A 13,798-nucleotide genomic window follows, 5' to 3' on the forward strand; every position below is an offset into this window, starting at 1 on the left:
GCAAGGTTTTGCCGTTGATGGCGCCCCCAGAATCCAAGCGCCTTGTCGGCCGCAAGGTCACCGCCGTGGCCTGCTTCGATTCCTTCGGCAAACTCGCCATGACCATGCTGGCAACCTGCCGGCGGGAAGGAGCTGAGACAACCCTGCTGCTCTTGCAGTTGAACAACCGGGCTCTCTCCCGCCGGCAGCGTCTCGAAATTCGGCGAATCGATCCCAAGACTCGTATCGAGAAACACAACTGGAACGATCTGCGCCAGCTCTGCACGGGCATGGCAGGAGAGGTCGATGCCCTGATCATGGGTCTGGATGGCCAGCGCAGCCGCGACGCCCTGCTGCAACTGCAAAACATCTGGGCAAATCAGGAGCAACGCCCGCGCCTGATCAGCGCTTATCCCGGGATCCTGTTCCGCTTCGGCCTCGAGGGAATGATGGATCGCTCGGGCGCCGACCTGCTCTGCCTCAACAGTGCCGACGATCTGGCTCTGTATGGCCGTGGCCGCAAGGCCCTGGGCCTCGATAGCAGCAATGCGGTGGTGACGGGCCTGCCGATTCTCTGGCGCACAAAGCAGCGCACGGAAGAACCGGATACCCCTTCGATTGTGTTCTTCGAACAGCCGTCAATTCCGGTGCATCCCCTGCAGCGCCGCTTTCTCTGTGACCAGATCAAAGCGCTGGCCGCGGCCTGGCCCAATCACCCTGTGATCTTCAAACCACGCACCTCGAGCATCGAGAGCACCCTGCACAGGCGCCATGGGGAGATGGCCAGCGTGATCGACAAGATGACGCGCGATCAACCGAATCTGCGCCTGAGTTTCAAACCCGCCACCCTGCTGCTGCGCCAGTGCGGTTGCGCCATCACCGTCTCATCGACGGCGGCCATGGAGTCGATGGCGATGGGCATCAGCACCCGCATCGTGGGTGATCTGGGGGTGACCGAAACCCTTGGCAACCACTTCTTCGCCAGCTCGGGCGCCATCGCCTGCTTCGGCGCCATCAAGGCCAACCCTTTCGACGTCATCCATGACCCGCAGTGGCTCGAGCAGCAGGGTCTGCAGCGGGACGGCGAGGATCGCTTCATCACCGCCCTGGTGGAACGGCTGAACAACCCGCCTGCACCGCTGGGCACCTCCAGCCACGGCCCCCTCAGCTGGGGCAGCAGTGACTGGCAGAAAGCCGCCTTGCGCAACGGGGGCCGGCGGATGCTGAGCAGCGGTGGCGCCCGCTCCAGCCAACGCAAGCGTCACCGCACCCGTCGCATGCTGCGCAGCCTGCGCGACAGCGTGGTGGGATTCGGCTGGCTCTCCAAGCTGCTGCGGGAACGATGACCCTGCTGCTGGTCAGCGACGGAGGGCTGGAGCGGTCCGCCTGCGTGCTGATGGCCGAGGTGCTGCACCAGCAGGGGCAGCACTGCATCACGGCAGGACCACCGCTTCAGGGACACCAACCCCTGGCCACGCCGGCACCGCACCTGAGCATCGACGTGCAGCAACTGGCGGCACACCCCCTCTTGGACCAGGTCTCCGCCATTGGCCTGTTCCTGCAGGACCCACATCAGGTTCAGCGCTTCATCCAGACCTATCAAGGCCTTTGCAGCGCACGTGAACAGACGGCAGCAACGTTGTTCAGCGGGCCCCTCGTGCCCTTGGTGGGGGATGCCTTGATCCGCGATCTCAGCCTGCGCCTGGGCAGTGACCTGCTGCTGGTGAGCGGCGAACACCAGCGCCGTCAGCTGCAATCGCTCACCTTCAACTGGCCCGCCAGCCTGAAGCTGCCGGCCGTGATCAGCACGGGCTTCTGGTTCCCCACGGCCGCACCCTGCGCCCCCGCCGAGCAGCCCTTGCTGCTGGCGTTGATCCAAAAGCAGATCCCCACCCATATCGGTGCCCGGGAGCAACTGCTGCGCCAACTCAACAGCTGGGCGCGCCAACGGCCGGACTGGACCGTGATGCTGCAACGCGACCACAGCTGGGACGCAACGACGGCGCTGCTGCCCAGTGACGCGCCCCGGGCGAACAACCTGGTGGACGCCGCCCCCGGACAGCTGTTGCCGCTGCTGGGATCCTGCAGCGCCTGCCTCACAGTGAGCTCACCTTGGAGCATCGCGGCCATGGCCTGGGGCCGGATCCCGATCATCGTGGGCGACTACGGCATCCATGACGAACAGAACACGACTGGCTTCTTCGGCTGCGGCGCCATGCATCGGCTGCGCAGCATCCCCCACCTGGATGCCGTCAACGACCTGCCCCTGGCGAACCAGGCCTGGCTCGGGGGCATGGGTGCTGAGATCACCGACGGACCGAACCGCCTGATCCACGCCCTGAGCGCGCTGGAGCGCCAGGAGCAGCGATGACAACGCCCCCGACCAAGCCCACGATCAGCGTGCTGTTGATCGCCGACAGTGACAGCCAACTGCTGGCCTGCGAGGCCCTCTGCAGCGCTCCGACCGAACGAAGCGTGCAGTGGACCATCAACGTGATTCCACGGGATGGAACACCCCGGGCGTTGCTGCAACGCCTGGCCCAGAGGGCCAGCCTGCGCCACCAGAGCCTGGCTCAGCTGCTGCGGGATCGGCGTCTGCTGAGCGTTGATGCCATTGGCGTGTTCCTGACGGGCAGCAAGCTCAATGACATCCGTCTCGCCCTGCAACAGGAACGCCAGCGCCCCCTGCTGTTCTGTGGATTCAACGGCGTGGTGCTGGACCACTTCATCGAAGGGGTGAGCTGGCGGCTGGGCTACGACCTGATCTGCCTCAGCGGTCCCCGTGATCAAGAGTCCCTGGCACAGCTGGTGGCCGGAACCCCATTCGCGCAACAGCGGACCGTGCTCACCGGTCTGCGGCGCAACACCCCCAGCACAGACCTGATCCCTCTGGCAAAGCGTCCACGGCGCCTTGTCTTTGCCGAGCAGGTGATCATGCCTGCATCAACCAGCGAACGGGCCCGGCTCGTGCGTCTTCTCAGCGATCTGGCCAACCGCTCTCCCAACTGGGAGGTGCTGATCAAACCCCGCATCGCGCCCGGCGATGCCACATTTCATGACGTCAACACCCACATCAGCACAACGCTGAAGCAAACCCTGGGGGTGCCCCCTGCCAATCTGCGGCTGGACTATCGCCCCCTGCCGGTGCTGTTGAAGCAGGCCCGGCTGCTGGCCACCCTCTCCTCAACGGCCTTCTTCGACGCCCTCGACTTCGGCTGCCGAGCGATTGCCATCAGCGATCTCGGTCTGCAGCCGGATTACGGCGGCCACGTCTATGCCGGCAGCGGCGTGTGGCGGTCCCTCGAGGCCATCCCCAATCTGGATGTCCTCGATGCCGAAGGGCCCTCCCCGGATCCGCGCTGGCTGGAGTGGATGGGGTACGGAACGCAGTTCAGCCCCTCCGCCCTGCTCCAGGCCCTGGATGCACAGCGACAGCAGCCGCCACAGCCCCTCCCCAGCAGCATCGGCTACCCGGGCAATGCCCAATCCAGCTTCAATCAGCTGCGCTTGGGGGCCGAAGCCGCCATCACTACTGGCGACTGGAGCAGTGCTCGCGAGCTGCTCTGCCAGGCGACCCTGATGCGCCCGCTTCACCGCGGTGTCGCCCGCCGCCACTGGGCCGTGCGCCAGACCAACCCACTGCTTCGGCAGATCGCCCTGCTGATCTCCTACAGAGATCTGAAGTAGGTTCAATGACGGACTCAGCCCAGGCGGCCGAACAGAACGGTGAGAGGCATCCTGATTGAGCGGAATTTCACCCAGTTCGTTGTCTTCGCGGAAGACAGCATCCTGTCGGCGCTCAGCAAGATCACAGCCAACCAGTCGCGACTGATCTTCGTTGTTTCCGAGAGCGGCATCCTCCAAGGCGTGCTCACCGACGGCGACTTCCGCCGCTGGATTGCCACTTGCGGCGAGATCGACCTGAACCGGCCGGTCACCGCGGCCATGAATTCAAACTGCCGCTCGGCCGCCGAAGGCACCAGCGCCAGTGATCTGAGCGCCCTGCTCAACTCCCGCATCATTGCCCTGCCGCTGCTGGACAGCCATGGCCGGATCGTGGCTGTGGCCCGCCGTGCCACCGATGGGCTGCAGATCGGCTCCCACCGCATCGGTGATGACGCCCCCTGTTTTTTGATCGCCGAAATCGGCAACAACCACAACGGCGATCTCGACATCGCGATCCAACTCATCGATGCCGCCCACGCCGCGGGAGCGGACTGCGCCAAGTTCCAGATGCGGGACATGAGTCGGCTGTACCGCAATGCGGGGGACAGCAACGACATGGCCTCCGATCTGGGCACCCAGTACACCCTGGATTTGCTCGAGCGTTTTCAGCTCAGCGACGACGAACTGTTCCGCTGCTTTGACCATGCCGCCAGCAAAGGGCTGGTGCCCCTCTGCACCGCCTGGGATGAAGCCAGCCTCGAGAAGCTCAACTGCTGGGGCATGGAAGGCTTCAAGGTGGCGTCGGCAGATTTCACCAACCACGCCCTGCTCTCCAGCCTTGCAGCCACTGGCAAGCCGCTGATCTGCTCCACCGGCATGGCGTCTGAGGTGGAGATCCGCTCTGGCATTCGGCACCTCCAGAACGAAGGAGCCGGTTACGTGCTGCTCCACTGCAATTCCACCTATCCCACCCCGTTCAAGGACGTCAACCTGCGCTACCTCGAGCGGCTGCGGGACCTGGCCGAGGCTCCCGTGGGCTACTCCGGCCATGAACGCGGCATCGAAGTGCCCATTGCCGCCGCCGCCCTCGGCGCCGTGGTGATCGAGAAACACATCACCCTCGATCGCTCCATGGAGGGCAACGACCACAAGGTGAGCCTGTTGCCCGATGAATTCGCCCAGATGATCCAGGGCATTCGCCGGGTGGAGGAATCGATGGGCAGCGGCGGTGAACGCAGCATCAGCCAGGGCGAAATGATGAACCGCGAAGTGCTGGCCAAGAGCCTGGTCGCCACCTGCGATGTGCCTGCCGGCACGGAGATCACCGAGGCGATGGTGGGCATCCAGAGCCCTGGACAGGGTCTGCAGCCCAATCGCCTGGATGACCTCATCGGCAAGACCTTGCCGGTGAACAAAGCCACCGGGGACTTCTTCTTCCCCTCCGACCTGGAAACCCCGGCAGCCACCCCACGCGCTTACCGCTTCCAGCATCGCTTTGGCGTCCCGGTGAGATACCACGACATCGAGAGCTTTGCTGCCACCAGCAATCTCGACCTGGTGGAAATCCACCTCAGCTACAAGGATCTCGATGTAAATCTGGACCAGGTGCTGCCAACACCGCAGCCGATCGGCCTGGTGGTGCACGCCCCCGAACTGTTTGCCGGCGATCACACCCTCGATCTCTGCAGCGCGGATTCCGACTACCGCCGCCACTCGATTCAAGAACTCCAACGCGTGGTCGACATTTCCCGTGATCTGCGACGCCGCTTCCGCTGTCCCGATCCCGTCCTGCTGGTGACGAACGTTGGCGGCTTCTCCGAACACCACCATCTCGAGCGAGCGGAGTTGCAACCGCTGCGCCAGCGCCTGATCGACAGTCTTCAGCAGATCAACACCGCCGACGAGGTGGAGATCATTCCCCAGACCATGCCTCCCTTCCCCTGGCACTTCGGTGGGCAGCGCTATCACAACCTGTTCGTCGACACCGCCTTCATTCAGGAGTTCTGCCAGGAGACCGGTATGCGCGTCTGCCTGGATGTGTCCCACTCGAAGCTCGCCTGCACCCACCTCAAGGCCTCGTTCAGTGCCTTCCTTAAGGCAATCCTTCCCTTCACGGCGCACCTGCATCTGGCCGATGCGAAGGGGGTCGATGGCGAAGGCCTGCAGATCCACGACGGCGAAATCGATTGGGTCCAGCTGTTTGTCCTGATGGACCAACTCGCCCCGCAGGCGACCTTCATTCCCGAGATCTGGCAGGGACACAAGAACAATGGCGAAGGTGCCTGGCTTGCCCTCGAACGTCTGGAAGGCTGTGTCGAGGCCAGCCCGGAACGGCAGGTCGCGTGAGTCAACTCAAACCGGACCGGATTGTTCTGCATTGCGGGCTGCACAAAACAGGCAGCACCTACCTGCAGCGGAACCTGCAGACCAACCGCGAGCTGCTGCTGGAGCAGGGGGTGCTCTATCTCGGGCCGAACACGTTCAAAAAGCGTTGCTCCGAGTTGTGGCGTCACCTGCAATGGGGCCGCTGGGACCGCAAAACGCCCAAACGCCTGACATCACAAACGCGATCCACCCTGATGGAGCTGGCGGGAGACCATCCCGACAGGATCCACACCATCCTTCTCTCCTTCGAAGCGATTTTCGGAACGTTGCGCAACGGCCTTGCAGAACCGCCGCGCCGAAAAACGCCCAACAAGGAACGCAAGACGGGCTTGTATCGCTATGCCAAATCGCGCACCAAGCGTTTGATCACTGGGCTGGAAGACAGCCTTGAGCATCGTTCGATCGCCTGGACGGTGCTGTTCGCCAACAGGGAGCCCGAGGTCTTCATCCGCTCCTGCCACACCCAGCTGCTCAAGGAAGGACGCCACAACCCTGAAACCAGCCACTTCGACACGTTCCGACAAACGGCTGATTTCTCCTGCACCGATCCCAAATCGCTGGAGCAGACGCTGTTGAAGCTGGGCAGCAAACGCGACTTGAAGATCGTGCGTATCGACTATGAGCAAGCCAGCGACCCCCATGAGCCCAGCACCTTTTTGTGGAATGTGCTCAAGCAGGCCCTGCCCCAGCAAGCCGACCGGCTCAGGCAGCAGCTGGAAGCCAACACCGAGAACGAAAACCTGAACAAAACCACGAATCCGGGCCTGAACGAACGGGGGCTTGAACTGGCGATCCAGGCGCGACCCCTGTTCAGCCGCAGCGAATGGAAGCTGTTTCGCAAATTCCTCGAAAAAAATTTCGCCAAAAGCCGCTAATTCATGGCCCAACCGCATCACTTCATCCGAATGAAGCGCCACAACCTGCTCTACGGACGGGTCCCCAAGGCAGCGAATTCATCGATCAAAGCGGCCCTATGCCGCCTGCTCAGCGAGAGACCTCCCAAGGGGACCAAAACAACCTCCGACAAGTTCTGGCAGCACGAAACCAATCAGGAAACGGAACTGATCACCTTGCGGCGTGCCCGCAAGTACCGGCGCAGCCATTTCAGCTTCAGCTTCGTACGCAACCCCTTCGATCGTCTGATCGCGGCCTACAACAACAAGGTGATCGAAATCGAAGCACCACCGCTGCCGATGCAGAACATGGGCATCACCCATGGCATGTCCTTTGAGGCCTTCCTCGATGCCTTAATCGAGACGCCGTTCAAGCACTACGACGTTCATGTTCTGCCCCAGAACCAGTTGCTGTGCATCGGCAATCAGATCGTGCCGAAGTTTGTGGGACGCGTTGAACAAATCGACGTGCACTGGGCGGAACTGCGCGACCTCTTGGCCCGCCGCGGCATCGACGTGATGGAGTCTCTGCCGCAGAAAAACGTCAGACGGAGTGACCGTGCCGACCTGCAGAGCCACTTCAACAGTGATGCTCTGATCGAGAAAGCGATGCAGATCTACGGCGACGATGTGCGCCTGTTTTACAACGATGTGTCTGTGGAGCACTTGATCCAGAACGTCCCTCTGCCGGCCATCGATCCCCTGCACAGCGCCGGCTTAAAGCTGTCGAACTGGCTCCGATCCCATGGCTTCCGGCGCTGAGCGCAGGGGCTGGCTGGAGAGCTGGCGTTGCAGGCAGCAGATCCATCGCAGCCTGCAGGGGCAGCACGACCGGATTGCAGCGATCTACCGCGCTCAGCTGCCCACCTTCATCATCATCGGAGCAGCCAAGTCGGCCACCACAAGCCTGGCCACGGCGCTCGGCCGCCATCCCGAGATCCAGATCAGCCAGTCGATGGAGCCGAAATTCTTCGGTCGGCACTACCTGCGCGGCTGGGAGTGGTATTCCAATCAGTTTGAGGCAGACCCACGGCGGCCCTTGCGGGGCGAAGCCAGCACGATGTACACCTCGTCCTACGGCTCCTACGCCAGAACGCCGGAGCTGATCCACCACCACCTCGGCCCGATCCCGCTGATCTATCTGGTGCGCCACCCGCTGCGACGGATTGAATCCCACTGGCGGCACTGGCGGGGTCGCATCAAGGACTGCCCCCCGTTTGAGCAGCTGCTGCGCTCACCTCGCTTGAGACAACGCGTGGTGGAGGCCTCGCTCTATCACCAGCAATGGCAGCGCTACCGGCGCTGGTTTCCGCAGCAGTCGATGCTGAGCATCACCACCGAAGAACTCAGCACGCAGCCGCAATCCAGCCTGCAACAGATCCTGAGCTTCATCGGCGCCACGCCGGATTGCTCCGGACTGCTGGAAAAGGGCAAGCTGCCGCTGATGAATCCGGCTGGCTCGAAAGGCCGCAGAGATGTAGCAGCCCCCAGCTGGAGCGACGAGCTCAAACAGCAAACGATTGATCTGATTCGGCCCGACAGCGAACGCTTCCTGGCCAGCACAGGCCGGCCGATCAGCACCTGGGCCTGGGATTGAAGCCCGCGCTGCCGTGGATTAAGCGATGGATTAAGCGCACTGATCCAACCACTGGCCCAGCGGCTGCTGGGGCTGCCCAGGGGAGCTGGTGATTTCAAGGATGCGACCGCAAGCTCGGGGCTGCTCCAGAGCATCGAGGCACACCTGGGCCACGAGGCGGCGAGGGATGCTGTTGCTCTGCTGTTGATCCGCCGCCGTCACCAGCACGCCTTCGTTGGTGCTGCGGCCATCGTCTTCACTGAGACCTCCCGGCCGGATCACGGTCCAATCCAGACCACTCCGCTCCAGGCAGCGCTCACCCACCCGCTTCCAGACCAGGATCAGGCCGAACAGGTTGAGGGGATGCAGCCAGCGGCCGGCGCAGAGGGAACTCACCAGCACCACACGCCTCACCCCGATGGAGCGGCAAGCCTGCACCTGCGCCTGCACCCCCCAGGCATCCACCTGCAGCGGCCCCGCGATATTGATCGAAGGTCGAGCACCGGTGGCGATCACCAAGGCCGTGCAGCCCTGCAGCGCATGGAGCAAGGCTTCCGCCGTATCCAGCTGCAGGCGACACACCTCAAGGCGCCCCTCCTGCTCGGCTTGGGCCAGGGCAGAGGGCAAAACGGAGCCGGGCCGAACGATGGCTCGAACCGATTGACCGCGCTTGAGCGCCTCCACCACCACCCGCCAACCGGTTTTGCCGGAGGCGCCTGACACTGCCAGTTGCGTCATCCCATCAAGCCTGATCTGCGCACCAGTCAACAGGCAAGGGGCAAGGCAAGACCGGTCAGAATCAGAACGACTTCCCCAACTGCATGAGCACGGACCAACTCCGGCAATTTTTTGCACACATCGCCCGCGATCCTTCCCTCAAAGCGCAGGTGCTGCAGGCCGTGAGTGCCGATGCTGCCGCCCTGATTGCCCAGGAGCTGGGTTACGAAGTCTCCGGCGATGAACTGCTGCGGTTCTCTGGAAAGAGCTCCTCGGGGGTCAGCGTCACCAAGATTCAGCACCCCGGCGAATACCACTAGACCCGTGGGGCATCACCGGGAGCAACTGGTTGATCTGTTGCAGCACAGGCCCAGCGATCCAGGCCTGCAGACGCTGATCAACAGGGTGGAACAGGAACACCCCACCGACCTGACCAGCTCAGCCGACTTGCTGCATGGGGTCTGGGAGCTGCGCTGGAGCAGTTCCCGGCAACCCTGGTTGAAACCAACAGCCGGGCTGGAGAACCTGCAGATCCTGGATCCAGTGCAGGGGCGCGGCTGCAATCTGCTGCGGTTGCGCGGCCCTTTGAGATCGTTGGGGGGAATCCGTGTGCAGGCCGAGCTGAAAATCGCGGACAGCACGCGCGTTGCGGTGCGCTTCCGCCAGGGAGGCTGGATCGGGCCCTCCCTGCCGAACCGCCAGCAGTTGACGTTGATGCGACAGGTTCAGCAGAGCATCCCTGCCTGGCTCGACATCACCGTGCTGGATCAAGAGCTGCGGATCTGCCGCGGCAATGCAGGCACAACCTTCGCGCTGCTGAGGCGAAACGACTTGAATCTGCGCACTTTTTTGGGTGTATGAGGAGTCGCAAACAAGGCTGGAATTTGACAGCCACCTGAGCCAGAACCGAAGAGCTTGCATTCCTTCTGATGGCACGCCTTCTTCAGCTTTTGCAAGGGTCCAGCAACAATGCCGATCTGGCGGCATGGACAGCCGTGATCTTTGCCTCGATCACCGCACTGGTGATCTGGGGACTCCTCAATGCCTACCCAAACTTGCTCTAGGAACCAACAGCTACCAATACGGATCCTGCTCATAAACGTTCAAGCGGAGGGTGGGGCCGACGTAACGGATGGGATCCTCACCATCAGCTATCAGTTCTGTCGACCATTGATAAATGCTGGACTGAGGATTAAAGCCGCGGAAGACAACATTCACGGTTTGCCCCGGCTGAACCGCTGGTGTGAGTTGGATGTTCAAGACCTCTTCGGATTCTGAGACAACAGCGGAGGCCAAACCCCTTGTTCCTTTTGCGTGAAGGGAATAGTCGCCGAGGTAAACCCGAGGTTCCAAGCGACCCCAATCCCACTGATCAAGATTGGGCAACTGCCGCAAAACAATCGATCTCAAGGCATTTCCTGCATCCGCAGGGACCACAACCGTGATCGTGGTGCGATTGCGCCTGCCTTCAGTGGATTCAGGGTTATGAATCATAACCCGAGTTGGGGGCCGATCAAACAACGATTGGGCGAACGATGAGGGAGCCTGCAGCAACACCACTGGAGCCCACAAAAGCATCGCAATCCACTGATGTTTCACCCGATTGTTCCGACGAATCAATCAAGGCTAGCGATGCCAAACAGAACAACATCGAAGGCAGAAGCTCCATCCTTCGATAGGAATCAGCAATGCCTGGCCAGCAAGGATTCGACCATGCCGGTCTGGCCCTGAAGCGCATAGGCCTCCACTTCCCGCTGGCGCTGCAGCGGCCCGAGCGACTGGGTCACCGTCAGCACGTGGGCAGCCGTAGAACGGTCGAGATGATGTGTCAAAAACCGATCGACCTGCGCTGGACTGAAACCACCCTGCGCCTGCAGCATCAAGCTGATCGTGGACGACGACGGCGTTTCCAAACCATCCAGACAATCTTGAACGACATGGATCGCCTCATGGGTCAGAACATCCAACTGAAGCCCTGGCTCGTCACGCAATCCCTGCGATAAACAGAGACGGTTCACGCCCATGTTGTAAGCGGCGCGTTCGGCCCCGGGGCCACACCGCTCGAGCCGATCGATCACAACACCCAGCTGCTCAAGCCGATCAATCAACCGATCCGTCCGCGCTGAAAGCGAAATCGCTCGAGCAGGGGTTGCCCAGGAAGTCAGCAAGGCAGAAGCGAGTAGCAGACGAATCAGCAAAGGCGAGACGCATCAGACGCAGCCTGAGCCTACGCTTGTGCGAGGTTCCGCCATCAGACTTTCAGCAGTTTCAAGAGTGCTGTGCCGTTCAAGCTGCGTCTGAGCGGATCGGAATGGCGGTTTGCCTTGACGTCATTTGCAGCAAAGGTGGGTTTGTTCTGGTTATCCGAATTGGTGATCTGCCAATGGGATCAGGAACGCTGGGTTTGCAATGTTGTGGGAAAAGGTTTTATCCCCTGCCTGATCACATTCGCACTGATGGATCTTCTGGTGATCCCACAGATCAGGCGCTTAAGAAACCGCTGAAATTCAAAAACTTGGCCTGAAGAAAGGGCCAATCACCTTCATGAGCAGGGTTTTACATGTCCAAGCCAAGCAGTGATCAAAACCTAAGACCATGAGCTTGACGGAGTTGCTCATTACTCACCAAGCAAGTACCCAGATCAGGATTGGTTGCACCTGGCCGGTACTCAGCATTCTTCAGAACCTCAGTCGATTTACCCCGCAGCCAAAGCAGCTGCCCCGTTGAAGTATCACGCTTGCAACTCACCCACTCGTCAGAACGAGCAGCCGGAGCACAAGCCACCAGCACCCCAACAGCAATCAGGCAAACAGAACGGAGTGAGGACAACATCTGGTTTCAACAATCCTTGTTAGGTGGCCAGCAACTCAAGCCAGAACAATGCGATCAGCGAAGTGACTCCCAAGGCCAAAGCGAACCATTGGTCTTTGAGGGTGCGGACCACGTTGCATCAGCTGTTGCCCCAATAAACCAAGATTTCGACGAGAAGCAAACTTCAACAAAGGTTCTGTCACTCCGCCGCCTCAGATAAAAACTGTCACGCCATCTTTTTTCTGCTGGGAACAAAGATCACACAGTCGGATCAGTTCAGGCTTAATCAATTGCAGCCGCTGTCGCAACCAAGACGATGTCTGTCCATAGCGGATGAAGACCCATGTCAGCGGCAACAACGGCTGGATCCAGCTGCCCCAATCAAATCAACACATGCAACGAACAGACTGTTGAGAACAGCAGAGCCGAAATAACGGGATGGTGCAAAAACCTGGTTCCAAGCCAAAAGCCATGCCGTCGGCACAAGCTTTGCACTGCTGGTCATTGCGTTCCGCCAGTTAATTCAGACCATCCCTCGAGCGATCTGCATGTTGACACCCAAGACTGGCTGGGGCCCAACTTTATTTCCAGAACGAAGCATATATTGCAAGGGGAACTCATCAAGGTTTCTTTCATCAATAATTCCACTTTGAACCATAAATCCCACAATTGGCACTCGGGAGAGCTGCTGAGCCAATCGCAGCATTCAGGATTTTCAAGAGGCAGCCTGACTGAGCGATGGGAATACGGAAACAAGTCCGTTAATCAGCATCTGAATGGCAATCGCTGTCAGGAGAAGCCCCATCACCTTCGTGAGCACCTGCAACGCCGATGAGCTGATCTGACTGGCGATGCGATCTCCAGCAACAAAGATCAAATAGACCACCAAGCCCAACACCAGAACGACAAAGCTGATCCCCATCCGACCACTCAGACTTGCAGCCAATGGATCAGCAATAACAACCGTCAATGTCCCTGGTCCAGCCAGAAGAGGGATCCCAAGGGGGACAACACCTTTAATCGAGGAAGACTGATCACGAGCAACTGAAGCCGGGTCATGATGCTCTGGAGGCGCTTGCGAACGCAGCATCGAAAGACCAATCAAGACAACGATTACGCCACCGGCAATCTGAAAAGCTCCTCGACTGATGCCAAAAAACTCCAGAAGATTATTTCCAACCCACGTCGACAGCAATAGAGCGACAATGAATGTGAACACTGCGCTTCGGGCAATCGCTCGATCCTCCCGAGAGTTTCCAGTAGTAAATGACAAATAGATGGGCAGGTTTCCTACGGGATTAGCAATCGTAAATACACCAACTGCGGTATGAAGCAGTGACATGACAATGAAACGCTTTTGATTCAGTTATAGACGACGAACATCTATCCCGCAAAATCTGTCGGCAACTCGCATCCTGCAGCCCCTCTTGGCCTTCCACTCCTCAAGCCACAAAGGGGTCGAAGAGATCAGAGCCATTGGTTCATCGAGCGGCAACCGGTTGAAACAGCTCGAACATGTTGCCCGCTGATTGCTGTCAGGGAGGTTCACTATTAAGCCTCCAACCCCTGAAGCCCAACCTGACTCCTCAGAGGAAGCAACTTCAGGCAAGCAGCAGCATCAGATGCCGAGACAGGTCATGCCCCCTCTTGCCTGTCGTCTATCAGCCGATAAGAAGCCTCATCTGGCATAAGCAGGTTGTGATGGCCCCTGCTTTTTGCGCCTGCGATGAGCAGTTTCCTAGCTCTTTCAACAAACGCTCAGGAAGATCGC

General features: G+C 60.3%; 15 protein-coding genes. 11 read left to right on the forward strand and 4 right to left on the reverse strand.

Annotated features, from left to right (window positions below; translation table 11 throughout):
• Positions 1-17 precede the first annotated feature (17 nt).
• The 7 genes from SynA1544_RS12400 to SynA1544_RS12430 are packed head-to-tail and all read left to right on the forward strand — an operon-like array spanning position 18 to position 8,520.
• Positions 18-1,325 (forward strand): DUF6716 putative glycosyltransferase, encoded by a 1,308-nt coding sequence (locus tag SynA1544_RS12400; RefSeq protein ID WP_186513991.1) that lies wholly within the window; start codon positions 18-20, stop codon positions 1,323-1,325.
• Positions 1,322-2,350 (forward strand): DUF6716 putative glycosyltransferase, encoded by a 1,029-nt coding sequence (locus tag SynA1544_RS12405; RefSeq protein WP_186513992.1) that lies wholly within the window; start codon positions 1,322-1,324, stop codon positions 2,348-2,350. Before SynA1544_RS12400 ends, SynA1544_RS12405 begins: the two co-directional genes overlap by 4 nt.
• Positions 2,347-3,666: a DUF6716 putative glycosyltransferase gene (locus SynA1544_RS12410; RefSeq protein WP_186513993.1), complete on the forward strand. Its 1,320-nt coding sequence runs from the start codon at positions 2,347-2,349 to the stop codon at positions 3,664-3,666. The genes SynA1544_RS12405 and SynA1544_RS12410 overlap by 4 nt, the downstream gene beginning before the upstream one ends.
• Positions 3,667-3,705: 39 nt before the next feature.
• Entirely contained in the window at positions 3,706-5,991 is a 2,286-nt protein-coding gene (locus SynA1544_RS12415) for an N-acetylneuraminate synthase family protein (protein WP_186513994.1), read from the forward strand.
• Entirely contained in the window at positions 5,988-6,905 is a 918-nt protein-coding gene (locus tag SynA1544_RS12420; protein WP_186513995.1) for a hypothetical protein, read from the forward strand. Before SynA1544_RS12415 ends, SynA1544_RS12420 begins: the two co-directional genes overlap by 4 nt.
• 3 nt (positions 6,906-6,908) lie before the next feature.
• The gene (locus tag SynA1544_RS12425; protein ID WP_186513996.1) at positions 6,909-7,685 is read left to right on the forward strand and encodes a sulfotransferase family protein; all 777 of its coding nucleotides are present in this window, start codon (positions 6,909-6,911) and stop codon (positions 7,683-7,685) included.
• Complete coding sequence (locus SynA1544_RS12430; protein WP_186513997.1) at positions 7,669-8,520, forward strand: sulfotransferase domain-containing protein; 852 nt, start codon at positions 7,669-7,671, stop codon at positions 8,518-8,520. Before SynA1544_RS12425 ends, SynA1544_RS12430 begins: the two co-directional genes overlap by 17 nt.
• Before the next feature lie 30 nt (positions 8,521-8,550).
• Here SynA1544_RS12430 and SynA1544_RS12435 read toward each other — a convergent pair whose 3' ends face one another.
• Positions 8,551-9,237, reverse strand: coding sequence for an SDR family oxidoreductase (locus SynA1544_RS12435; protein ID WP_186513998.1), 687 nt, complete (start codon positions 9,235-9,237; stop codon positions 8,551-8,553).
• 83 nt (positions 9,238-9,320) lie between these two features.
• Between SynA1544_RS12435 and SynA1544_RS12440 the strand changes: the two genes are divergently transcribed.
• The 3 genes from SynA1544_RS12440 to SynA1544_RS14960 all read left to right on the forward strand — a co-directional run bounded on the left by SynA1544_RS12440 (position 9,321) and on the right by SynA1544_RS14960 (position 10,280).
• On the forward strand, positions 9,321-9,536 hold the full coding sequence (locus SynA1544_RS12440) for a Nif11-like leader peptide family natural product precursor (protein WP_186513999.1): 216 nt from the start codon (positions 9,321-9,323) through the stop codon (positions 9,534-9,536).
• Between the two features lie 4 nt (positions 9,537-9,540).
• Complete coding sequence (locus tag SynA1544_RS12445) at positions 9,541-10,077, forward strand: PAP/fibrillin family protein (RefSeq protein WP_255477637.1); 537 nt, start codon at positions 9,541-9,543, stop codon at positions 10,075-10,077.
• A 68-nt stretch (positions 10,078-10,145) separates the two neighbouring features.
• On the forward strand, positions 10,146-10,280 hold the full coding sequence (locus tag SynA1544_RS14960) for a hypothetical protein (protein WP_255441776.1): 135 nt from the start codon (positions 10,146-10,148) through the stop codon (positions 10,278-10,280).
• A gap of 10 nt (positions 10,281-10,290) precedes the next feature.
• Here the strand turns inward: SynA1544_RS14960 and SynA1544_RS12450 are convergent, their stop codons facing one another.
• Both SynA1544_RS12450 and SynA1544_RS12455 read right to left on the reverse strand, forming a co-directional pair.
• Positions 10,291-10,794 (reverse strand): DUF2808 domain-containing protein, encoded by a 504-nt coding sequence (locus SynA1544_RS12450; RefSeq protein WP_255477638.1) that lies wholly within the window; start codon positions 10,792-10,794, stop codon positions 10,291-10,293.
• Positions 10,795-10,898: 104 nt separating this feature from the next.
• A complete protein-coding gene (locus SynA1544_RS12455; protein WP_186514001.1) occupies positions 10,899-11,384 on the reverse strand; it encodes a hypothetical protein in 486 nt (161 codons plus the stop codon).
• Positions 11,385-11,495: 111 nt separating this feature from the next.
• Here SynA1544_RS12455 and SynA1544_RS12460 point away from each other — a divergent pair, with 111 nt between their 5' ends.
• On the forward strand, positions 11,496-11,720 hold the full coding sequence (locus SynA1544_RS12460) for a hypothetical protein (RefSeq protein ID WP_186514002.1): 225 nt from the start codon (positions 11,496-11,498) through the stop codon (positions 11,718-11,720).
• Between the two features lie 1,022 nt (positions 11,721-12,742).
• On the opposite strand, the gene SynA1544_RS12465 is transcribed toward SynA1544_RS12460, so the two are convergent.
• Positions 12,743-13,369: a MarC family protein gene (locus SynA1544_RS12465; protein ID WP_186514003.1), complete on the reverse strand. Its 627-nt coding sequence runs from the start codon at positions 13,367-13,369 to the stop codon at positions 12,743-12,745.
• Positions 13,370-13,798: the final 429 nt, after the last annotated feature.

The sequence above is a fragment of the Synechococcus sp. A15-44 genome (genome assembly GCF_014280115.1).
In the GTDB taxonomy this organism is placed as follows: Bacteria; Cyanobacteriota; Cyanobacteriia; order PCC-6307; family Cyanobiaceae; genus Parasynechococcus.

What these genes read in the sequence shown, in the direction of transcription:
- SynA1544_RS12465 (WP_186514003.1), bottom strand. Translation starts at nt 13,369, where the DNA reads ATGTCACTGCTTCATACCGCAGTTGGTGTATTTACGATTGCTAATCCC.
- SynA1544_RS12400 (WP_186513991.1), top strand. Translation starts at nt 18, where the DNA reads ATGGCGCCCCCAGAATCCAAGCGCCTTGTCGGCCGCAAGGTCACCGCC.
- SynA1544_RS12440 (WP_186513999.1), top strand. Translation starts at nt 9,321, where the DNA reads ATGAGCACGGACCAACTCCGGCAATTTTTTGCACACATCGCCCGCGAT.
- SynA1544_RS14960 (WP_255441776.1), top strand. Translation starts at nt 10,146, where the DNA reads ATGGCACGCCTTCTTCAGCTTTTGCAAGGGTCCAGCAACAATGCCGAT.
- SynA1544_RS12405 (WP_186513992.1), top strand. Translation starts at nt 1,322, where the DNA reads ATGACCCTGCTGCTGGTCAGCGACGGAGGGCTGGAGCGGTCCGCCTGC.
- SynA1544_RS12410 (WP_186513993.1), top strand. Translation starts at nt 2,347, where the DNA reads ATGACAACGCCCCCGACCAAGCCCACGATCAGCGTGCTGTTGATCGCC.
- SynA1544_RS12430 (WP_186513997.1), top strand. Translation starts at nt 7,669, where the DNA reads ATGGCTTCCGGCGCTGAGCGCAGGGGCTGGCTGGAGAGCTGGCGTTGC.
- SynA1544_RS12450 (WP_255477638.1), bottom strand. Translation starts at nt 10,794, where the DNA reads ATGCTTTTGTGGGCTCCAGTGGTGTTGCTGCAGGCTCCCTCATCGTTC.
- SynA1544_RS12425 (WP_186513996.1), top strand. Translation starts at nt 6,909, where the DNA reads ATGGCCCAACCGCATCACTTCATCCGAATGAAGCGCCACAACCTGCTC.
- SynA1544_RS12435 (WP_186513998.1), bottom strand. Translation starts at nt 9,237, where the DNA reads ATGACGCAACTGGCAGTGTCAGGCGCCTCCGGCAAAACCGGTTGGCGG.